The organism is Lentzea flava (assembly GCF_014648475.1).
Classification (GTDB): domain Bacteria; phylum Actinomycetota; class Actinomycetes; order Mycobacteriales; family Pseudonocardiaceae; genus Lentzea; species Lentzea flava.
This window is the reverse complement of record NZ_BMRE01000060.1, coordinates 14,182-33,612: the sequence shown is the minus strand read 5'-3', so window position 1 is coordinate 33,612 and position 19,431 is coordinate 14,182. Positions and strand designations below refer to the sequence as shown.

At 70.1% G+C, this 19,431-nt stretch carries 19 protein-coding genes; 12 read left to right on the top strand and 7 right to left on the bottom strand.

The annotated features are described in order from the left end of the window. Nucleotides 1–15 precede the first annotated feature (15 nt). The 3 genes from IEZ09_RS39470 to IEZ09_RS39460 all read left to right on the top strand — a co-directional run bounded on the left by IEZ09_RS39470 (nucleotide 16) and on the right by IEZ09_RS39460 (nucleotide 3,614). The gene (locus tag IEZ09_RS39470; protein WP_189258964.1) at nucleotides 16–1,179 is read left to right on the top strand and encodes a S8 family peptidase; all 1,164 of its coding nucleotides are present in this window, start codon (nucleotides 16–18) and stop codon (nucleotides 1,177–1,179) included. A 73-nt stretch (nucleotides 1,180–1,252) separates the two neighbouring features. Continuing rightward, nucleotides 1,253–2,326: a S8 family peptidase gene (locus IEZ09_RS39465; RefSeq protein ID WP_308202454.1), complete on the top strand. Its 1,074-nt coding sequence runs from the start codon at nucleotides 1,253–1,255 to the stop codon at nucleotides 2,324–2,326. Nucleotides 2,327–2,435: 109 nt separating this feature from the next. Then, nucleotides 2,436–3,614 carry a S8 family peptidase gene (locus IEZ09_RS39460; protein WP_189258963.1) on the top strand — a complete coding sequence of 393 codons (1,179 nt, stop codon included), beginning with the start codon at nucleotides 2,436–2,438 and terminating at the stop codon, nucleotides 3,612–3,614. Between the two features lie 120 nt (nucleotides 3,615–3,734). Here the strand turns inward: IEZ09_RS39460 and IEZ09_RS39455 are convergent, their stop codons facing one another. Next, a complete protein-coding gene (locus tag IEZ09_RS39455; RefSeq protein WP_189258962.1) occupies nucleotides 3,735–4,022 on the bottom strand; it encodes a hypothetical protein in 288 nt (95 codons plus the stop codon). 118 nt (nucleotides 4,023–4,140) lie between these two features. Between IEZ09_RS39455 and aspS the strand changes: the two genes are divergently transcribed. From aspS to IEZ09_RS39435, 4 genes are all read left to right on the top strand, one after another. Then, nucleotides 4,141–5,910: an aspartate--tRNA ligase gene (gene aspS / locus IEZ09_RS39450; protein WP_189258961.1), complete on the top strand. Its 1,770-nt coding sequence runs from the start codon at nucleotides 4,141–4,143 to the stop codon at nucleotides 5,908–5,910. Beyond that, the gene (locus IEZ09_RS39445) at nucleotides 5,910–6,851 is read left to right on the top strand and encodes a DUF389 domain-containing protein (protein WP_189258960.1); all 942 of its coding nucleotides are present in this window, start codon (nucleotides 5,910–5,912) and stop codon (nucleotides 6,849–6,851) included. The genes aspS and IEZ09_RS39445 overlap by 1 nt, the downstream gene beginning before the upstream one ends. A gap of 102 nt (nucleotides 6,852–6,953) precedes the next feature. After that, complete coding sequence (locus IEZ09_RS39440; protein ID WP_189258959.1) at nucleotides 6,954–8,126, top strand: hypothetical protein; 1,173 nt, start codon at nucleotides 6,954–6,956, stop codon at nucleotides 8,124–8,126. Between the two features lie 53 nt (nucleotides 8,127–8,179). Continuing rightward, on the top strand, nucleotides 8,180–8,944 hold the full coding sequence (locus IEZ09_RS39435) for an SGNH/GDSL hydrolase family protein (RefSeq protein WP_229813349.1): 765 nt from the start codon (nucleotides 8,180–8,182) through the stop codon (nucleotides 8,942–8,944). Here the strand turns inward: IEZ09_RS39435 and IEZ09_RS39430 are convergent. The 4 genes from IEZ09_RS39430 to IEZ09_RS39415 all read right to left on the bottom strand — a co-directional run bounded on the left by IEZ09_RS39430 (nucleotide 8,920) and on the right by IEZ09_RS39415 (nucleotide 14,647). Beyond that, nucleotides 8,920–10,740: an ArnT family glycosyltransferase gene (locus IEZ09_RS39430; RefSeq protein ID WP_189258957.1), complete on the bottom strand. Its 1,821-nt coding sequence runs from the start codon at nucleotides 10,738–10,740 to the stop codon at nucleotides 8,920–8,922. The genes IEZ09_RS39435 and IEZ09_RS39430 overlap by 25 nt on opposite strands. A 75-nt stretch (nucleotides 10,741–10,815) precedes the next feature. Further along, nucleotides 10,816–12,540, bottom strand: coding sequence for an ArnT family glycosyltransferase (locus IEZ09_RS39425; protein ID WP_189258956.1), 1,725 nt, complete (start codon nucleotides 12,538–12,540; stop codon nucleotides 10,816–10,818). An 18-nt stretch (nucleotides 12,541–12,558) separates the two neighbouring features. Beyond that, nucleotides 12,559–13,953, bottom strand: coding sequence for a sensor histidine kinase (locus IEZ09_RS39420; RefSeq protein WP_189258955.1), 1,395 nt, complete (start codon nucleotides 13,951–13,953; stop codon nucleotides 12,559–12,561). After that, nucleotides 13,931–14,647, bottom strand: coding sequence for a response regulator transcription factor (locus IEZ09_RS39415; RefSeq protein WP_301326385.1), 717 nt, complete (start codon nucleotides 14,645–14,647; stop codon nucleotides 13,931–13,933). The genes IEZ09_RS39420 and IEZ09_RS39415 overlap by 23 nt, the downstream gene beginning before the upstream one ends. Nucleotides 14,648–14,765: 118 nt before the next feature. Between IEZ09_RS39415 and IEZ09_RS39410 the strand changes: the two genes are divergently transcribed. From IEZ09_RS39410 to IEZ09_RS39390, 5 genes are all read left to right on the top strand, one after another. Beyond that, on the top strand, nucleotides 14,766–15,257 hold the full coding sequence (locus tag IEZ09_RS39410; RefSeq protein WP_189258954.1) for a hypothetical protein: 492 nt from the start codon (nucleotides 14,766–14,768) through the stop codon (nucleotides 15,255–15,257). Nucleotides 15,258–15,347: 90 nt separating this feature from the next. Then, nucleotides 15,348–16,997, top strand: coding sequence for a bifunctional metallophosphatase/5'-nucleotidase (locus IEZ09_RS39405; RefSeq protein WP_229813348.1), 1,650 nt, complete (start codon nucleotides 15,348–15,350; stop codon nucleotides 16,995–16,997). Nucleotides 16,998–17,071: 74 nt separating this feature from the next. Further along, nucleotides 17,072–17,530, top strand: a complete 459-nt coding sequence (locus IEZ09_RS39400) for a hypothetical protein (RefSeq protein ID WP_189258952.1) — start codon at nucleotides 17,072–17,074, stop codon at nucleotides 17,528–17,530. A 9-nt stretch (nucleotides 17,531–17,539) separates the two neighbouring features. Further along, nucleotides 17,540–17,848, top strand: coding sequence for a sunset domain-containing protein (locus tag IEZ09_RS39395; protein ID WP_189258951.1), 309 nt, complete (start codon nucleotides 17,540–17,542; stop codon nucleotides 17,846–17,848). Between the two features lie 11 nt (nucleotides 17,849–17,859). Next, nucleotides 17,860–18,516, top strand: a complete 657-nt coding sequence (locus IEZ09_RS39390; RefSeq protein ID WP_229813347.1) for an SIMPL domain-containing protein — start codon at nucleotides 17,860–17,862, stop codon at nucleotides 18,514–18,516. On the opposite strand, the gene IEZ09_RS39385 is transcribed toward IEZ09_RS39390, so the two are convergent. Next, nucleotides 18,503–18,976, bottom strand: a complete 474-nt coding sequence (locus IEZ09_RS39385; RefSeq protein ID WP_189258950.1) for an HAD domain-containing protein — start codon at nucleotides 18,974–18,976, stop codon at nucleotides 18,503–18,505. The genes IEZ09_RS39390 and IEZ09_RS39385 overlap by 14 nt on opposite strands. After that, nucleotides 18,973–19,413 (bottom strand): hypothetical protein, encoded by a 441-nt coding sequence (locus tag IEZ09_RS39380; protein WP_189258949.1) that lies wholly within the window; start codon nucleotides 19,411–19,413, stop codon nucleotides 18,973–18,975. Before IEZ09_RS39380 ends, IEZ09_RS39385 begins: the two co-directional genes overlap by 4 nt. Nucleotides 19,414–19,431 lie beyond the last annotated feature (18 nt).

Sequence of the window (19,431 nt, the reverse complement as noted above, 5' to 3'; positions counted from 1 at the left end):
GAACAGGACGACAGAATGCGCAAGACAGCAACCCTGCTCGGCTCGGCGGTCATGATCGCCGCCTTCGCGGCACCCGCCACCGCCGCCGTCGGCGAGATCCGGACGTTCGAGGGCGCGAACAACATCCCCGGCAGCTTCGTCGTGAAGCTGAAGGACGACCGCGTCACCGCGAGTGCCGCGACTCTCGGTGCCCGTTTCGGCGGTCAGATCGGGTACGTGTACGACACCGTGTTCAAGGGCTTCTCCGTCAAGATGAGCGACGCGCAGGCCCGCAGACTCGCGGCCGACCCGTCGGTCGAGTACGTGGAACGCGACCAGATCCTCAGCATCCAGGCCACGCAGACGAACCCGCCGTCGTGGGGCCTCGACCGGATCGACCAGCGCAACCTGCCGCTGGACCAGCGCTACACCTACAACACCACCGGTTCCGGCGTGAACGCCTACGTGATCGACACCGGTGTCCGGATCACCCACCAGACGTTCGGCGGCCGCGCCAAGAACGGCTACGACTTCGTCGACAACGACTCCGTCGCGCAGGACGGCAACGGTCACGGCACGCACGTCGCGGGCACCATCGCGGGCTCGCAGTACGGCGTGGCGAAGGCCGCGAACATCATCGCCGTGCGCGTGCTGAACAACCAGGGCTCCGGCACGCTCGCCGGGGTCAACGCGGGCATCAACTGGGTGGCCGCGAACCACGTCAAGCCCGCGGTGGCGAACATGTCGCTCGGTGGCAGCGCGAACTCCTCGCTGGACAGCGCCGTCGCCGGCGCGATCACGCGTGGTGTCACGTTCGCGGTGGCGGCGGGCAACTCCAACGCCAACGCGTCGGGCTTCTCACCGGCCCGCGTGGCGTCCGCGATCACCGTCGGGTCGACCGACCGCAACGACGCGCGCTCGTCGTTCTCCAACTACGGCGCCGTCGTCGACGTCTTCGCTCCCGGCCGCGACATCACCTCGGCGTGGAACACCAGTGACACGGCCACGAACACCATCTCCGGCACCTCGATGGCGACGCCGCACGTCGCCGGCGTGGTGGCGAGGTACCTGCAGGGCAACCGCAACGTGACGCCCGCGCAGGTTTCGTCCGCGATCACCTCCAACGCCACCAACGGCAAGGTGACCAACCCCGGTGCCGGCACGACGACCAGGCTCCTGTACTGGCCGCCGACCAGCTGATCACCTTCAGATGTGCGGCCCCGGCTCCCCGTGAGCCGGGGCCGTTTTCCCTGCACAGAAAGGAAGTTCGCCAGTGAGAGCCCTGCTGGGAGTCGCCGCCCTGGCGGCAGCGGTCGTGGTCGCCCCGGCGTCCGCGGCCACGTCCTCGTACATCGTGGTCATGAAGGACGGCGCGATGTCGTCGTTCAGCGGTGCGGTGGAGCACCGGTACACCGGTGTTTTCAACGGTTTCAGCGCGCGGCTGACAGCCGCGCAGGTGAAGAACCTCAAGGCCGACCCGAACGTGTCCCTTGTGGAGCGTGACGGGATCGTCCACGCGAACAGCACGCAGCTCAACCCGCCGTGGGGGCTGGACCGGATCGACCAGCGCGCGTTGCCGTTGGACCAGAAGTACTCCTACACGAGCACCGGCCGCGGCGTGAACATCTACGTGATCGACACCGGCCTCCGGGTGACGCACACGGACTTCGGCGGCCGCGCGCGAAACGGCTGGGACACCGTCGACAACGACGCGATCGCCCAGGACGACAACGGCCACGGCACGCACGTCGCCGGAATCGCCGCGGGCACGAAGCACGGCGTCGCCAAGCAGGCGACGGTGTGGGGAGTGCGGGTGCTGAACGGGTCGGGCAGCGGCACGATCTCCGGCGTGATCGCGGGCGTGGACTGGGTGACGCGCAACGCGGTCAAGCCCGCGGTGGCGAACATGTCGTTGGGCGGCAGTGCTTCCGCGGCCCTGGACGACGCGGTCCGGCGTTCGATCGCGTCCGGTGTGTCCTACACGGTCGCGGCCGGCGGCAGCAACACCGATCCGTCGAACTTCTCGCCCCAGCGGGTGTCCGAGGCGATCTGCGTGGGCGCGTTGACGCAGACCGACACGAAGGCGTCGTCGTCGAACTACGGCCCGCTGGTCGACCTCTACGCGCCGGGCGTCAGCATTCCGTCCGCCTGGAACGCCGGCGATTCGGCGACCGCGACGCTGAGCGGAACGTCGATGGCCGCACCGCACGCGGCCGGCGTCGCGGCCAGGTACCTGGAGTTCAACCGCGCGGCCACGCCCGCACAGGTGGAGCGCGCATTGGTTACCACGGGCACTCCGGGAACGCCACCCGTCACTCGTATCCTTTACTGGCCGCCATCACTGTGAAAGTGAATTCTTCGGCAATGCAAGAGCGTCTTAATCTTTAGGACACCCTTGGCAGGAACCGGATCGATCCATAGCGTCGAAAGTGCTTCGTTCCCCTGCAAAGAACGGAATGCGCAACATGACGCGAAAGATCCGGTTCCTGGCCGGTGCCGGCGCGGCGACCCTCGCCATGTCGGTCCTGATGATCCCCTCCGCCTACGCGGCCGAGGGCGAGGTCCTCTCCCTCTCCGCGCCCGAGAAGATCGCGGGCAGCTTCATCGTGAAGCTGAAGGAGGGCAAGTCCAACGCCCACTCCCTGGCTTCGCGGTTCGGCGCGGCGGTCGAGCGCGAGTACACCTCGTTCGGCGGCTTCAACGTGAAGCTCACGGAGAAGCAGGCCAAGCGCCTGGCAGCCGACCCGTCGGTCGAGTTCGTCGAGGCCGACCAGGTCGTGCACGTCCAGGCCACGCAGACGAACCCGCCGTCGTGGGGGCTCGACCGCATCGACCAGCGCAACCTGCCGCTCAACCAGTCGTACAGCTACACCTCGACCGGTTCCGGCGTGACGGCGTACGTCATCGACACCGGTGTGCGCGTCAGCCACTCCACGTTCGGCGGCCGCGCGTCCAACGGCAGGGACTTCGTCGACAACGACAACGTCGCCCAGGACGGCAACGGCCACGGCACGCACGTCGCGGGCACCATCGCGGGCTCGCAGTACGGCGTGGCGAAGGCCGCGAAGATCGTCGCCGTCCGCGTGCTCGACAACAACGGCTCCGGCACCCTCGCCGGTGTCGCCGCGGGCATCGACTGGGTGGGCGCCAACGCGGTCAAGCCGGCCGTGGCGAACCTCTCGCTCGGCGGCGGCGCCAACGCCACCCTCGACACGGCCGTGAAGAACGCCATCGCCAAGGGCGTCACGTTCGCGGTCGCGGCGGGCAACTCCAACGCCAACGCGTCCGGCTACTCCCCGGCCCGCGTGGCCGAGGCGATCACGGTCGGCGCCACGACCAACACCGACGCCCGCGCGTCGTACTCGAACTACGGCTCGGTCCTGGACATCTTCGCCCCTGGCAGCAACATCACCTCGGCGTGGAACACCAGCGACTCGGCCACCAACACCATCTCGGGCACCTCGATGGCCACCCCGCACGTCGCGGGCGCCGCGGCCCGTTACCTCTCGACCAACCCCGGTGCCACGCCGGCTCAGGTGGCTTCCTACCTGGTCGCGCAGTCGACGCCGTCGAAGGTGACGAGCCCCGGTTCCGGGTCGCCGAACCGGCTGCTGTACCTCGCGCCTACCGCGTGAGTTGAGCTCTGAGGAAGGCCGCGGCTTCGGTCGCGGCCTTTTCCTTTTGGAGGGCTTCTTCGCTCGGGGGGAGCGATGCGAGGTGGAGGGTGGCTATGCGCGTGGCGTCGGTCCACGGCCCTACAGCACCTTCTCCGCCACCGAGAGCGACACGAGGTACAGCCCAACCATCAACGCGGCACCAACCCACGGCCAATACGCGCGAGGCTCGCGCAGCGCCCGGAACCAAGTGGCGAACGCAGCCGACAGCCCGATGACGACGGTCCCGACCGTGGCCATCATGAACGGCGCGTAGCAGGCACCGCTGCAAGCGTTCACCGGCGTGAAACCGAGAACACCGAGGAACAGCACCCCGACGGCCACCACGAACATCACGAGCATCCCGGCGAGGGCCAGCGCGATCCGCATGCCGGGCACGCTAGCCAACCGAGATCATCTGCGCAGGAAAAGCCCTGCGTGAAATTCTGTCGGTGGGTCCAGCTAGCCTTGACGGCAAAGCTGACTTCGTCTACAAGGAGCCACCACCGTGTTGCGCACGCACGAGGCCGGGTCACTCCGGGCCGAGCACGCCGGGCAGTCCGTCACCCTCACCGGGTGGGTCGCTCGCCGGCGGGATCACGGCGGTGTCATCTTCATCGACCTGCGCGACGCGAGTGGTGTCGCCCAGGTCGTGTTCCGCGAGGGCGAGATGGCCGAGCGGGCGCACCGGCTGCGGGCCGAGTTCGTCATCAAGGTCACCGGTGAGGTCAGCCGCAGGCCGGAGGGCAGCGAGAACCCGGACCTGGCCACCGGTGCCATCGAGGTCTACGCGAGCGAGCTCGAGGTCCTCAACGAGGCCGCGCCGCTGCCGTTCCAGGTCGACGACCACCTGGAGGTCGGCGAGGAGGCCCGCCTCAAGCACCGCTACCTCGACCTGCGCCGCTCCGGCCCGGCCAAGGCCATGCGTCTGCGCAGCGAGGCGAACCGGATCGCCCGCGAGGTCCTGCACGCGGAGAAGTTCGTCGAGGTCGAGACGCCGACGCTGACCCGCAGCACGCCAGAGGGCGCGCGCGACTTCCTGGTGCCCGCCAGGCTCAGGCCGGGCAGCTGGTACGCGCTGCCGCAGTCGCCGCAGCTGTTCAAGCAGCTGCTCATGGTCGGTGGCCTGGAGCGCTACTACCAGATCGCGCGCTGCTACCGCGACGAGGACTTCCGCGCCGACCGGCAGCCGGAGTTCACCCAGCTCGACATCGAGATGAGCTTCGTCGAGCAGGACGACGTGATCGAGCTGGCCGAGAAGGTCATCAAGGCGCTGTGGAAGGAGCTCGCCGACCACGAGATCGGCACCATCCGCCGCATCCCGTTCGCCGAGGCCATGGCCAAGTACGGCACGGACAAGCCCGACCTGCGCTTCGACCTCGAGCTGACCGAGCTCACCGAGTACTTCAAGGACACGACGTTCCGCGTGTTCCAGGCGCCGTACGTCGGTGCCGTGGTCATGCCCGGTGGCGCCTCGCAGCCCCGCCGCACGCTCGACGGCTGGCAGGAGTGGGCCAAGCAGCGCGGCCACAAGGGCCTCGCGTACGTGCTCGTCCAGGAGGACGGCCAGCTGGGCGGCCCGGTCGCGAAGAACCTGACCGACGCCGAGCGCGACGGTCTCGCCAAGGCGGTCGGTGCCAACCCCGGCGACTGCATCTTCTTCGCCGCGGGCGAGCGCAACGGTGCTCGTGCGCTGCTCGGCGCGGCTCGCAACGAGATCGCGCAGCGCGTCGGCCTGATCGACGAGAACGCCTGGTCGTTCGTGTGGGTCGTGGACGCGCCGCTGTTCGAGGCCGTCGAGAACATCGGCGACGACGTGGCGGTCGGCAGCGGCAAGTGGACCGCGCTGCACCACGCGTTCACCTCGCCGACGCCGGAGTGGATCGACCGCTTCGAGGAAGACCCGGGCAACGCGCTCGCGTACGCCTACGACATCGTCTGCAACGGCAACGAGATCGGCGGTGGCTCGATCCGTATCCACCGCGCGGACGTGCAGCAGCGGGTCTTCAACATCATGGGCCTCACCGAGGAAGAGGCGCAGGAGAAGTTCGGCTTCCTGCTCGACGCGTTCAAGTACGGTGCCCCGCCCCACGGCGGCATCGCGTTCGGCTGGGACCGCATCACCATGCTGCTCGGCGGGTACGACTCGATCCGCGAGGTCATCGCGTTCCCGAAGAGCGGTGGTGGCTACGACCCGCTGACCGCGGCTCCGGCGCCGATCACGCCGCAGCAGCGCAAGGAAGCGGGCGTCGACTTCAAGCCCGAGCAGAAGAGCTGATGCTGCGGCTGCGGGTGGTCTGCCCGGCGGACCAGTCCGAAGCCGCGCTGAAGATCCTCCGCGACCACGCGGGCGCCACCCACCTGGTGGTCCTGCGTGGCGCGGCGATCGATCCCGAGGGTGACCTGATCACCGCCGATGTGGCGCGGGAGGCGGTCGACGAGATCGTCAGCGCGTTGTGCGCCCTGCACATCGACCACACCGGCGGTGTCACGATCGAGACGATCGACACCTCGCTGTCCGACGCCGCCGACCGCGCCGAGGAGCTCGCTCCCGGCGAGGGCTCGGACGTGATCGTGTGGGAGGAACTGATCGCGAAGTCGGGCGAGGAGTCCCGGCCGAGCGTCACCTTCCAGGCGTTCCTCACCATCGCCTGCCTGCTGGCGGCGGTGGGTGTCGCGACGAACTCGCCCGTCACGATCGTCGGCGCGATGGTCGTCGGGCCGGAGTTCGGCCCGCTCGCCGCCATCGCGGTGGGTCTCGTCGCGAAACGCTGGGACCTGGTCAAAAGGGCATCGATCGCGCTCGGCATCGGGTTCCCGCTGGCCATGGTGATCACGTCGGTGCTCACGTGGTTCGGTGAGCTCGGCGGGCTGTTCGACAAACAGGCGCTGGTCAACGGCCACCAGGTCGACTTCGTCTACCAGTTCGGGCCGTTCTCGCTGATCGTCGCCCTGCTGGCGGGGGCGGCGGGCATGCTGTCGATGACGTCGGCCAAGTCGGCGGCGCTCGTCGGCGTCTTCATCTCGGTCACCACGGTCCCGGCTGCGGGCTACGCGGCGCTGGCCGCGGTTCTCGGAGTGTGGGACAGGGTCGGCCCCGCCGTCGCCCAGTTGGGCATCAACTTGATCGGTATTGTCATCGCCGCTTCGCTCGTTCTGTTGATCCGCAGGCGCAGGGCAACGGATGGTGTTCCCACACGTCCACTGTCCAAGGGGTGATCCGGAAACAGCGCGAGCCGTTATCAACGAGTGGTGGTAGTCGCAGCCTGGCCGGATTAGCGTCGGTCCGGCTCACGGACATGGGGAGTAGGGTCGGAGGGGATGAGCGTGGAGATCACCGCGGGCCCTCCGGAGACGACTTCACCTGAGATCCTGGAAGCTGTCGACGCGGCCGAGCGGGTACTGACCAGGCGTTTGGGCGCACAGGTGCGCCTGCAGGACCCCGAGGCTCTCGGGGGTACCGGTCGTTCCGTCGTCATCCGGGTCAGAGTGGCGTCCTCGCCGTTCTCGATGCCCCGCACCCTGGTCGTGAAGCGGTATCCCGCCGCGAGCGGTGATCGCGACCCGTGGGCGCACGAGGCCGTCAGCCACCAGCTCCTCACCGCGCTTCCCGCCGAGGAGCGCGCCACACCGGAACTGTTCGCGCACGACGTGACATCGCGTCTGGTCGTGCTGGAAGACCTGGGCCGCGCGCCGAGGTTGTCCGAGAAGCTGCACTCGAAGGACGCGCGCGCCGCAGAGCGCGGGCTGCTGTCGTGGGCACACGCCATGGGCCGCCTGCACGCCACGACGGCGGGCAGGGACGCGGACTTCGACGCGTTGATGCGCAGGGCCGGTGCGCAGTGCTGTCAGGACCCGATCGCGGTCGACGTGCACGCGGCCATCGCCGGGTTACCGGCGCTGCTCGAGTCCACCCTGGGCGTGGAGACGTCCTCGCAGGCCACCGAGTTCGCCGCCGCGGCCGCACGGGCGTTCAGCACGTCGCGGCGCCGTGCGTTCAGCCCGTCGACGTCCTGTCCGGACAACCACCTCGTCACCTCGCGCGGTGTCCGGTTCGTCGACTTCGAGGGCGGCTGCGTCCGCGACATCGTGTTCGACGCGGCCGCGTTGCGCGTGCCGTTCCCGTCCTGCTGGTGCGGGTGGGGCCTGCCGCCGGGCATGTCCGAGGCCATGGTCGCCGCCTGGCGTGCCGAGGTCGGGTCGGTGTGGCCGGAGATGGACGACGACGCGATCCTCTTACCCCGCCTGCTGGAGGCTCAGCTGCTGTGGGTGTGGCTCGCGACGTGGCGGGCGCTGTCCAAGCCGATGCCGAGCGCCGACAACGCGCCACCGCGCAGCGTCGTGCTGACGGGCCGGTGGGTCAGGCTGCGGTCCGACGCGGTGATCCTGGGCGAGAAGACGGTCGCCGCGCACGCCGACGCGGTCGTGGGCGCACTGGTCGACCACTACGGCGCCGAGGTGCTCGAACTCCCGCTTTACCCTGCATTTCGCTGAACCGTTCCCGCACGGTCATTCCGAGATCACCGGGCACGCTGATGCTGGTCCGCGTGCTGGTGTTACTCGGTGACTCGACAGCGGTCGGGATCGGCGACCTCGTTCCCGGCGGCTGGCGCGGCTTCGGGCCGATTCTCTCGTCCGCGTTCGAGGACAACGGCTATCGCAACTACGCGGTCTCCGGTGCGCGGCTGGCCGACGTCCGGCGCACGCAGCTGCCGCAGGCGTTGCGCGACCGGCCCAGCGCCGCCGTCGTCATCGCGGGCGTCAACGACACTCTCCGGTCGGACTTCTCGGTGCGGCAGATGCACGAGGACCTCGACCACATCTGCCGCGAGCTGACCGATGCGGGCGTTTCCGTTGTGACAGTGCGGTTCCACGACCAGGGCCGCGTGTTCAAGCTGCCGGGCCGGCTGCGGCGAGTGTTGAAGGACCGCATCGACTCCTACAACCGCGTGATCGACGTCGTGGTCGCGCGGCACGGTGTCCGGTGCGTCGACCTCCACACGCTGCCCGGTGCGTACGACCTGGAGACGTGGGCCGTCGACCGGCTGCACCCGTCCGAACGCGGCCACCGCCTGCTGGCGCACGCGTTCGCCGCCGAGCTCCGCGTGCTGGGCCACGCCGTCGGCGAGGTCAGCCTCGAATGCTCCGGCGGGCGCGAACTCACGGTGTGGCACCACGTCGCGTGGTTGGTGGTGAAGGGGATTCCGTGGCTGTGGCGGCGTGGCGCGGACCTGGTGCCTCTGCTGTGGAGTGACGCGATCCCGGCGGAGGTACCAGGTCCGGCCGGTCACGCGCCGGCGGTCAGGTCGTAGAGCGTCTGCCCGCCCACCGCGGTGGACCGGAAGTTCGCCGCGACCCACTCGGCGATGTCGCTGTTGCCGCCACCGGGCCCGCCCCGGCCGCCCGCGACGAAGTACCGCACCTTCCCCTGGGCGACGAGGGCTTTGAACTCGTCCAGTGTCGGCGCGGGATCACTGCCGTTCCAGCCGCCGATCGCGATCACCGGCCGCCCCGACGCGAGCTGCAACGACGCCGCGCTCTGCGCACCGACCGTCGCGGCGGCCCACTCGGTGTCCGTGGCCTTCAGCAACTGCACCACCTCGGTGGACGAGCCGCCTTCCCGCATCATCCCGCCGCCCTGCTGCGAACGCGGCCCGGACAACGGGATCGAGCCGCTGTGCGTGGTCGCCGCGGTCGCGAACGCGTAGCCGGAGGTGCCGAGCAACGCCGCCGCCACCAGCACACCCACGAGCCACCTGCGCCCGTTCACACCGAACACCAGCGCCAGCACCGCGACCGCCGTGGCGGCCAGCAGAACCCAGCGCAGCCAGGGCGTCCACGCGGGTGTGCGGTCGAGCAGGATGAAGCCCCAGACACCGGTCGCCGCGACCATCGCGGTCAACGCCATCCGCACCGGGAAGTGCGCTCGGCCCCGCCACAGCTCGCGTCCGGCGATGCCGGCCAACGCGGCGATCGAGGGCGCCAGCGCGACCGTGTAGTAGGGGTGCGTGATGCCGCTCATGAAGCTGAACACCGCACCGGTGACGAGCGTCCAGCCACCCCACACCACCAGCGCCGCACGCGTGCGGTCGGTCCTGGGCGCCCGCCGCAGGAACCACAGCCCGGCACCGAGCCCGATCAACGCGGCAGGCAGCAGCCAGGAGACCTCCGGACCCATGCTCGCGCCGAACAACCGGCCGATGCCCGTCTCGCCGCCGAAGCCGATGTTCCCGTTGCCGCCCATGCCCCCGCCGCCGGGACCACCGCCGGAGTTGCCGAAGATCCGGCCGAGTCCGTTGTAGCCGATCGCGAGCTCCCACAACGAGTCGTTGGTCGACCCGCCGATGTACGGGCGGCTGGCTGCGGGCCACAGCTCGACCAGCGCGATGAACCACCCGGCCGAGACGACCACCGCGAGACCGGCGCCGAGCAGGTGGACCAACCGGCGCGGCAACGACGTCGGCGCGGCGATCAGGTAGGCGAGCGCCAGCGCGGGCAGCACCAGGAACGCCTGCATCATCTTGGTGAGGAACCCGAAACCGATCGCCGTGCCCGCGAGCGCCAGCCAGAACGGGCTCGCCTTCTCCAGCGCGCGCACCGTGCAGTACGCGGCCGCGACCATCAGCAGCACCAGCAACGCGTCCGGCAGGTTGAACCGGAACATCAGCGTGGCCACCGGAGTCAGCGCGAACGCCGCACCGGCGAACAACGCCGCCGCCGGGCCGGACGTGCGCTTCACCGTCGCGTACAAGAGCGCTACCGCCGCAACGCCTTCCAGCGCCTGCGGGGCGAGCACGGTCCAGCTGGAGAAGCCGAACACCTTGGCGAACACCCCGCTCACCCACAGGAACGCGGGCGGCTTGTCGACGGTGATCGTGTTGCCGGGGTCGAGCGAGCCGAACAGCAACGCCTTCCAGCTCTGCGAGGCCGCCTGCGTCGCCGCGGCGTAGAAGTCGTTGCCGTAGCCGGTCGCGGTCAGGTTCCACAGGTACAGCACGGCGGTGCCGGCGAGCAGGCCGAAGAACGCGATGCGGTGCAACGGTTTCGTGCTCCGGCGGTGCCGCGGCTGCGGTGCGGCGACGGGCGCGGGCGCGAGTGTGGCGGTCATGACTGGACCCTTCCGAGTTCGGTGGCCGGCGGAACCGGCCGTGTGCGGCGCTGCAATGCCGGCAGCAGCGGGAGGTCACTTCGCGCTTGAGGCGTCCAGTTCGTAGAGAACGGAACCGGCGACGGTGGTCGCGGTGTAGTTCCCGGCGACCCACTCGGCGATCTGGTGGGCGGCGTCGCTGCCGGTCTCGCCGCGCATCATGCGGCCGGCCGCGACGAAGTAGTGGATCTGTCCACTTCGGACCATCTCCTGGAACTGCTCCAGCGTCGGAGCGGGATCCGTGCCGTTGAACCCGCCGAGCGCCATCACCGGCTGCCCGCTCGCGAGCTGCAGGCCCGCCGCGTTGTTCGAGCCGACCGTCGCGGCGGCCCAGCGGTAGTCACCGGCCTTGTCCTGCAGGAGAGAGACGACTTCGGCATCCGGCGTCGTGGCGTCGAGCAGTCCGCCGCCGCCCATCCGCCGGTTCGCCGGGCCCGCCACGGGCAACGCGCCGGTGTGCGGGACGGTGACGGTGGCGAAGGAGTACGTGGTGGGGCCGAGCAGCGCGGCGACGAGCGCGACGGGAATGGCCCAGCGCATCGACAGCACCAGCCCGACCGCCGCGATCAGCCCCGCCATCAGCACGATCACCGCGACCGCCGTGGAGAACCCCTCGATCAGCAGGTAGCACTGCAGCGCGCTCAACGCGACCGCGCCGGACAACGTCGCCGCCGCAACGGGTTCGTGCCTGCGCGCCCAGAGTTCCGTGGCGGCGATGCCGATGATCGCGGCGATCGCGGGAGCCAGCGCCACGGTGTAGTAGGAGTGGATGATCCCGTTCATGAAGCTGAACACCGCGGCGGTGACGACGAGCCAGCCGCCCCACAACGCGAGCGCGGTGCGGGTGCGGCCCTTCGCGAGCCACAGCCCGGAGATCAACAGGACCACCGCGGCCGGGAGCAGCCACGCGATCTGACTGGCCATCTCCGCGCTCAGCAGGCGGCTCCAGCCCGGCGTGCCCCAGCCCCGGCCGCCGCCCACGCTGCCGACCTCGTCACCGGTGATCCGGCCGAGCCCGTTGTAGCCCAACGCCAGTTCCAGCACGCTGTTCGTCTGCGAGCCGCCGATGTACGGGCGGTCCGGCGTCAGCTCGACGGCCACGATCCACCAGCCGCCCGCGACGATCATGGCACCCGTCGCGCCGAGCAGGTGCAGAACTCGCCTGCCGATGCTCGCCGGCGCGGCGATCAGGTACACCAGCGCGAACGCGGGCAGCACCAGGAACGCCTGCAACATCTTGGTCAGGAACCCGCACCCGACGGCCACCCCGGCGAGCGCGAGCCACGCCGGACTGGCCTTCTCGACCGCGCGGGTGACGCAGTAAGCGCCCGCGATCAGCAGGAACACCAGCAACGCGTCGGGGTTGTTGAAGCGGAACATCAGCACCGCGACCGGCGTCAGCGCGAGCACGGCCCCGGAGATCAGTGCCGCGGCGGGAGAGAACCAGCGGCGCACCGTCGCGTACAGCAGCCACACGCTGCCCACGCCCAGCAACGCCTGCGGCACCAGGATGCTCCAGGCGTTGACGCCGAACAGCCGGGCGGACAGGCCCATCACCCACACCGAGGCGGGCGTCTTGTCGACGGTGATCGCGTTCGAGGCGTCCGACGAGCCGAAGAACCACGCCTTCCAGCTCGTCGCACCGGCCTGGGCAGCAGCCGAGTAGTAGGCGTTGGCCCAGCCGGAGTCACCCAGCCGCCACAGGTACAGCGCGCCGGTCGCGATCAGCAGGACCGCCAGCGCCAGGCGTTCTCGTCTCATGCGGACGAGAATCGCGGCCTAGCCTGGGCCGGTCGTGTGCTCTTGCTGTGAACGAGCTGTGTGCAGGGAGACCGTGAACGTCGTGCGGCCGGGCACGCTGTGCACCGACACCTCGCCGTCGTGCGCGCCGACCACGGCGGCCACGATCGACAGGCCCAGCCCGGTGCTGCCCGCCGCGCGCGACCGCGAGGAGTCGCCGCGCGCGAACCGTTCGAAGACTGCCAAACCCTCGGGGATGCCCGGTCCGTCGTCGGTCACGGTCAGGTCGACCTGTCCGTTGTGGACGGACAGACCGGTGGTCACCGTGGTGCCGGGAGGGGTGTGCGTGCGGGCGTTGGACAGCAGGTTGCCGAGCACCTGGTGCAGCCGTTGCACGTCACCGGGAACGATGACGGGATCCTCTGGCAGCTCGAGTTTCCAGCTGTGGTCGGGGCCCGCGATCCGCGCGTCGCCGACCACGTCCAGCACCAGCCGCGACAGGTCGACGTCCTCGCTCTCCAGCGGACGGCCCGCGTCGAGGCGGGCCAGCAGCAGCAGGTCCTCGACGAGCGAGGTCATCCGCAGCGCCTCGGACTCGACCCTGCCCATCGCGTGCGCGATCTGCGGGGGCACGTCCTCGGTGGAGCGGCGGGTCAGCTCGGCGTAGCCGCGGATGGCGGCGAGCGGCGTTCTGAGCTCGTGCGAGGCGTCCGCGACGAACTGCCGCACCCGCATTTCGCTGTCGTGCCTGGCTTTCAGCGCGTCGCCGATGTGCCCGAGCATCTTGTTGAGCGCCAGGCCCACCTTGCCGACCTCGGTGTGCGGGTCGGTGTCCTCGTCGGGGACGCGTTCGGCGAGCGCGACTTCTCCTTCGTGCAACGGCAGTTCGGAGACGCGGGTCGCGGTGTCGGCGACGCGGTCGAGCGGCACGAGCGCGCGCCGGACGACGACCCGGCCCACCAGTGCCACCGCGGCCGCTCCCGCCACGATGAGCGCGGCGAGGATCCAGACCATCTGCCACACCAGGCCCATGACGGGCGCCAGCGGCAGACCCTTGACCCTCATGCGGTCGGTGACCACGCGGAACTCGCCCGCCTCGCCCAGGTCCACCGTGTGCGGGCCGGAGGGCACGGCCGCCAGCGCCGCGATCTCGTAGTCGGTGAGCGGGCGCGGCTGCTGCCAGCCGGGCAGGTCGATCGTGCCGCGGATGCTGCCGTCGGGCTCGATGAACGCGTTGATGCCAGGCGGACCGTACGGCGATCCGGGTGGTGATGGCCGGAGGTTCGTGACCTCGCGGTCGAGGTTGCCCATCAGGAACGCGTGCAGAGCGAGCACCGCGACTCCGCCGATCACCAGGCACAGTGCCGTCAGCAGGACGATCTGGCCAACGACCAGCTTCGCGCGGAGGGTTCTAGGTCGCAGGTTTGAGGACATAGCCCGCGCCTCGCATTGTGTGGATCATGGGAGCGCGTCCGGCGTCGATCTTCTTGCGCAGATACGAGATGTAGAGCTCGACGATGTTCGCCTGACCCCCGAAGTCGTAGCTCCAGACCCGGTCGAGGATCTGCGCCTTGCTCAGCACCCGGCGCGGGTTGCTCATCAGGTAGCGCAGCAGCTCGAACTCCGTCGCCGTCAGGTCGATCGAGTCGCCGCCGCGGGACACCTCGCGGGTCTCCTCGTCCAGCGACAGGTCGCCGACGGTGAGCCGCGCGCCCGCGTCCGCGTCGGTCACGCCGGTGCGGCGCAGCAGCGCGCGCAGCCGCAGCACGACCTCCTCCAGCGAGAACGGTTTGGTGACGTAGTCGTCGCCGCCCGCGGTGAGCCCGGCGATGCGGTCCTCCACGGCGTCCTTCGCGGTCAGGAACAGCACGGGCAGCGCGGGGAAGTCCGCGCGCATCCTGCGCAGCACCTCGAAACCGTTGAAGTCGGGCAGCATCACGTCGAGCACCACGACGTCCGGCCGGAACTCGCGTGCGGTCCGCACCGCCGTCTGACCGTCGAGCGCCGTGCGGACGTCCCACTTCTCCATCCGCAGCGCCATCGACATCAGCTCGGCCAGAGTGGACTCGTCGTCCACCACGAGCACCCGCACCGGCTGCCCGTCCGGCCTGCGCAGTTCGTTCTTCATCGCACGCACGGCTCCCATCGTGAACGCCGATCCTGTGTACCAGCTGTGAGGCAGGCGCACAGCTCAGGCCTATTCCCCGCACAGGTTCGGCACAGCCGGCGCCGCCACGGTGGCTGCCATGACCGAACAACAGCCTCCGGAGTGGGGCGCACCCCAGCCGGCGCCCCAGCGCCCGGCCTGGACCGCGAAGAAGACAGTGGCGGCCGTGGCCATCGCGGTGGGCATCGCCGCGGCCGGTGGCGTCGCGATCTACGCGGCCAGCGGCACGAACCAGCAGACCGGTGCCATGGGCGGCCCCGGCGGCATGGGCGGAGGACCGCCCGACGGCATGCGCGGACCCGTTTTCGGGCTCGGCTCCGGCTCGGCCAGCCACGGCGAATTCCAGACCGGTGAGGTGACGTCGATCAGCGACACCTCGATCGAGGTGAAGTCGACCGACGGCTACACCAAGACGTACGTGATCGACGCCGACACCGTGGCCGAAGGTGTCGAGAAAGGCGACACGGTGACGGTGATCGCCACCACAGAGGACGGCAAGACCGTCGCCTCCAGCGTCGTCGAGCCAGGTCAGCGCGGCCAGCAGGGCCAACAGGCGCCTCCGACCAGGTAGTTACCGGGTCAAGTGTGAGTGGTTATGGTCGGGTTCACGGCCCGACCACAACCGGAGGTGAGCGGTCTGCGCACGTTCACACTGACGGTGATGGGCTCCACTGATCTGCACGGCAATCTCTTCAACTGGGACTACTACCTGGACCGCGAGTTCGACGACTACGCGCACAACGACGTCGGCCTCGCGAAGATCTCCACGCTGGTGTCCGGAGTGCGAGACGCCGTGGGACGGCACCGGACGCTGCTGCTCGACGCCGGCGACACCATCCAGGGCACACCGCTCGCCTACTACTACGCGAAGGTCGAGCCGATCACGCGCTCGCACGTGCACCCGATGGCGGCAGCGATGAACGCCATCGGGTACACGGCGGCGGCGTTGGGAAACCACGAGTTCAACTACGGGCTCGAGGTGCTCAGGACGTTCGAGCGGCAGCTGGACTTCCCGCTGCTCGGCGCGAACGCGGTGGACGTCGCCACCGGCCGGCCCGCTTTCCCGCCGTACGTGGTGAAGACCGTGTGGCGCACGGGCGGGCCGCCGTTGCGCGTCGGGATTCTCGGGCTCACCAACCCAGGGATCGCGGTGTGGGACCGCGCTGTCGTCGAGGGCGTGCTGACGTTCCCGGGGCTGGTGGAGCAGGCGCTGCACTGGGTGCCGGAGGTGCGGTCCAAGTCGGATCTGGTGGTCGTGGCGGCGCATTCGGGGGCCGACCTGTCGTCGTCCCTGGGCGATCAGGTGCCGTTCCCGGAGAACTGCGCGGAGCTGGTCGCCGAGACCGTGCCCGGCATCGACGCCGTGCTGGTCGGGCACGCGCACGTGGAGATCCCGCAGCGGTTCGTGACGAACAAGGTGACCGGGCGGCCGGTGCTGCTGACCGAACCGCTGTTCTGGGGCAAGCGCTTGTCGGTGATGGAGTTCGACCTCCGGTTCGACTCCCGCTGGGAGCTCGTGGAATCGCGCTCCTCCGTGCTGTCGTCCGCTTCGGTGGGCGAGGACCCGCGGATCGTGCGGCTGCTGCGGCGTGATCACGAGAAGGTCGTCACGTACGTCAACGCGCGCATCGGCACGTGTCTGGGGGCCATGTCGGCCGCGCGGTCGCGGTTCGAGGACACACCCGCGCTGGGGTTCATCAACCACGTGCAGGCGTTGGAGGTCGCGAAGTCCACGTCGCTGCCGGTGGTCTCGTTGTGCGCGCCGTTCAACCGCGCGGCGCGGATACCGGCGGGGGAGGTGTCGATCCGCGACGTCGCCGGGCTCTACATCTTCGACAACACCTTGCTGGGCGTGCGGATGACCGGGGCGCAGCTGCGCGACTTCCTGGAGGAGTCGGCGCGGTACTTCCGGCAGGTCTCCGGTCCCGGCCCCTTCACCGCCGCCGAGGTGTCCGCGGACGTGCCGGACTACAACTTCGACATCGCCTACGGCCTCTCCGCACCGCTGACCTACGACATCGACATCGCTCAGCCGCCTGGCTCGCGGATCGTGGGGCTGGCGTACGACGGTGAGCCGGTGTCCGACTCGTTCGAGTTCGCGGTGGCCGTGAACAACTACCGGCAGGCGGGCGGCGGCGACTTCCCGCACATCGCCTCGGCGCCCGTGCTGCACAACCAGCAGCAGGAGATCCGTCAGCTGCTGATCGACTGGGTCAAGGCCGCGGGCGTGCTGGACCCCGCCGAGTTCACCCGGTCGGACTGGCGGTTGGTGGCCTCCGGAGTGCCCCTGACGGTCTCCACGAACGAGTGAATTCGGGCGTGTTGTCCTGGGCGTTCTGCTCCAGGCGGTGGCATGGCATCGGCCGAATGAGATAGGTCAGGCGCGTGCAGTTACCGCAGCGCGTCTTCGTCGGCGCCCTCGTAGTGCCGATGCTGCTCGCCTCGGTGGGCACGGTGTTCCGCCCAGCGGCCGAGATCCAGCCCGGCCACCTGGTGTTCGCCGTGCGCGGGCCCGAGATCGTGCTGGCCGGCACCGCGGGCTCGATCGCCGAACGCCAGGACGTCGTCGACGCCGTGCGCGAGCTGACCGCCTCCCACCGCATCACCGACGTGATCACCCCCAACGCGGGCGAGCGCATGCCGGTCACCCCGCCCGTCGCCGCCGCTCTGCTGGGAGCGGTGCTGGACCAGGACGTCGCCGACTTCACCGGCGTGGTCCACAAAGGACACCTGACCGCGTCGGCCCGCGTGGCGGACCCGGACCGCGCGGGGGCGTTGAGCGACGCCCTGCGCCGGGCGGCCGAGGGCCTGCGCGTCGACGAGGACTTCACGACTACGGGCTAGGAGCGTTCGTTGTTCGGCTTCTTCATCCAGATGTTCCTGCTGTGCGCGGGCGCGTTCCTCGCGGGCGTGCTGCTGACGTGGCTGACCATGCGCACACGTCCCGCCGCGGTGCCCGAGGCGCCTCTGTCGATCATGGAGGAGCCGGTCGCCCTGCCGCCCGCGATCAAGGCGAACTCGCGGACGATGATGTTCCACACGCCGGAGTCGCCGTACTACAAGCGGATGAAGGGCGACGCGTTCTTCCACTCGCCGGAGGACGCGCGCCGCGCCGGTTACACCATGTGGACGCCTCGCCCCCGAGTGCCTGCGGCGTCCTAGCCCCGCGTGGTGTGATCTTCGCCGTGCTGAACTCGCAGATGGTGGAAAGACCCTGGGGCGTGACCGTCTACGGCACGGCGGACGTGAAGGCCCGCCCGGACCTGGTCCGCGCCAGGTTCAAGGTGAACCGCATCGAACAGACCCCGTCGGAGTCCTTCGCGGCGGCCAGCGAGGCCGTGAGCGCGGTGCGCCAGGCGCTGCGCGACCACGGCGTGCCCGACGCGGCGGTCGAACGCTCCCAGCTGGACATGCGCAGCTCCCACACCTACGGCACGCCGCGCGAGTTCCTCGGCTACGAGTGCGAGGCGTCGTTCGCCGTGGAGACCCGCGACCTCGACGACGTGCAGTCGCTCCTGGTGGACCTGGTCGCGGCCGGCGCCAACGAGATCGCCGCGGTGCAGTTCGACGTGTCGAACAAGGCGGAGCTGCGGGCGGAGGCACGCCGCGAGGCCGTGGCGGTGGCACGCCGCAAGGGCGAGCTGTACGCGGAGGCGGCCGGGGTGCGGCTGGGGCCCGTGGTGCACATCGAGGACGTGGACCCGGAGAAGCTCTCCGGCGGCTACCGCGGGCACGGTTCGGGCGGTGAGGCGTCGGCGGGGGACCTGGCGCCGGGGCACGTCGTGGTGTCGGCCGCGGTGATTCTGGGGTTCTCGATCAACCACCGGTGAGGTGGGCGGCGCGGAGCCAGGCGTCGAGTTCGAGGTAGTCGGCGTCGGTGAGGCCGTGGCGCGGGTTCACCCGGTGCAGCAGGGCGTTGGGGTGGTGTTCGGCGACCCAGGTCCGGTCCTGTGAGGTGATCTCGTCGTCGACCCAGGCGAACGGCCGGTCGCCGGCGAGCGCGACCAGGCCGCGCGTCTTCCAGTGCAGGCCCCTGCGCGCGTCCGCGGCCTCGGTTTCCGGGTCGTCCGGCCAGGTCGCGACCGGCAGTCGCGGCAGGCCCAGCAGGGGCGAGAGGTGCTCGTTCGCGTCGTCCATCCACGTCGTGGCCCAGACGAGGTCGCACGGCAGCGCGGCGAGCCACGGGCCGTGCATCAGGTCGAGGCGGGCGAGGCCGGGTTCGCCCGCGACGCCGTCACCGAACGGGAGCAGCGGGCCGTCGACGTCGAGGAACAGCAGCGGGCGGCTCATGAACCACTCGCCTCGGCAGCACGCCACGCAGCCCGCAGGCCCTCCAACTCGGCACGCGGAAACGGCCGGCGCCACTCGCGGTGGTACCCGTCCTCGCCCTGGCGGTCGGCCACGGAGTCGAAGCACCGGACCACGACCCGTGCGAGCGCACCGAGCGGTTGCCGGGTCGACCAGATCTCGGTGCTCGGCTGCTCGACCAGCCGGACGCAGGCGGAATCCCCGTCGCGCTCGAAGTCCCACCGGTACACGGCCGGTTCCGCCTCGAACCGCACGCGGGCCTCGGGTTCGCCGCGCAGCAGGCGCGTCACGGCGCCGAGGAGGTCCTCGGGTGCGGGGGAGATGTAGGAGGCCGTGATCAGGGCCTCGCCGCGGTGATCGGCCACCTCGACGTCGGCCCAGCCCGCGCGGACGGTCCACGTCATCGACATGCCGGTCATGGCGGCAGGGTAGGTGGC

Coding starts and splice junctions, on each gene's coding strand:
- IEZ09_RS39470 (WP_189258964.1), top strand. CDS start 16: ATGCGCAAGACAGCAACCCTGCTCGGCTCGGCGGTCATGATCGCCGCC.
- IEZ09_RS39460 (WP_189258963.1), top strand. CDS start 2,436: ATGCGCAACATGACGCGAAAGATCCGGTTCCTGGCCGGTGCCGGCGCG.
- IEZ09_RS39455 (WP_189258962.1), bottom strand. CDS start 4,022: ATGCGGATCGCGCTGGCCCTCGCCGGGATGCTCGTGATGTTCGTGGTG.
- IEZ09_RS39445 (WP_189258960.1), top strand. CDS start 5,910: ATGCTGCGGCTGCGGGTGGTCTGCCCGGCGGACCAGTCCGAAGCCGCG.
- IEZ09_RS39440 (WP_189258959.1), top strand. CDS start 6,954: ATGAGCGTGGAGATCACCGCGGGCCCTCCGGAGACGACTTCACCTGAG.
- IEZ09_RS39430 (WP_189258957.1), bottom strand. CDS start 10,740: ATGACCGCCACACTCGCGCCCGCGCCCGTCGCCGCACCGCAGCCGCGG.
- IEZ09_RS39425 (WP_189258956.1), bottom strand. CDS start 12,540: ATGAGACGAGAACGCCTGGCGCTGGCGGTCCTGCTGATCGCGACCGGC.
- IEZ09_RS39420 (WP_189258955.1), bottom strand. CDS start 13,953: ATGTCCTCAAACCTGCGACCTAGAACCCTCCGCGCGAAGCTGGTCGTT.
- IEZ09_RS39415 (WP_301326385.1), bottom strand. CDS start 14,647: ATGAAGAACGAACTGCGCAGGCCGGACGGGCAGCCGGTGCGGGTGCTC.
- IEZ09_RS39410 (WP_189258954.1), top strand. CDS start 14,766: ATGACCGAACAACAGCCTCCGGAGTGGGGCGCACCCCAGCCGGCGCCC.
- IEZ09_RS39405 (WP_229813348.1), top strand. CDS start 15,348: ATGGGCTCCACTGATCTGCACGGCAATCTCTTCAACTGGGACTACTAC.
- IEZ09_RS39385 (WP_189258950.1), bottom strand. CDS start 18,976: ATGAGCCGCCCGCTGCTGTTCCTCGACGTCGACGGCCCGCTGCTCCCG.
- IEZ09_RS39380 (WP_189258949.1), bottom strand. CDS start 19,413: ATGACCGGCATGTCGATGACGTGGACCGTCCGCGCGGGCTGGGCCGAC.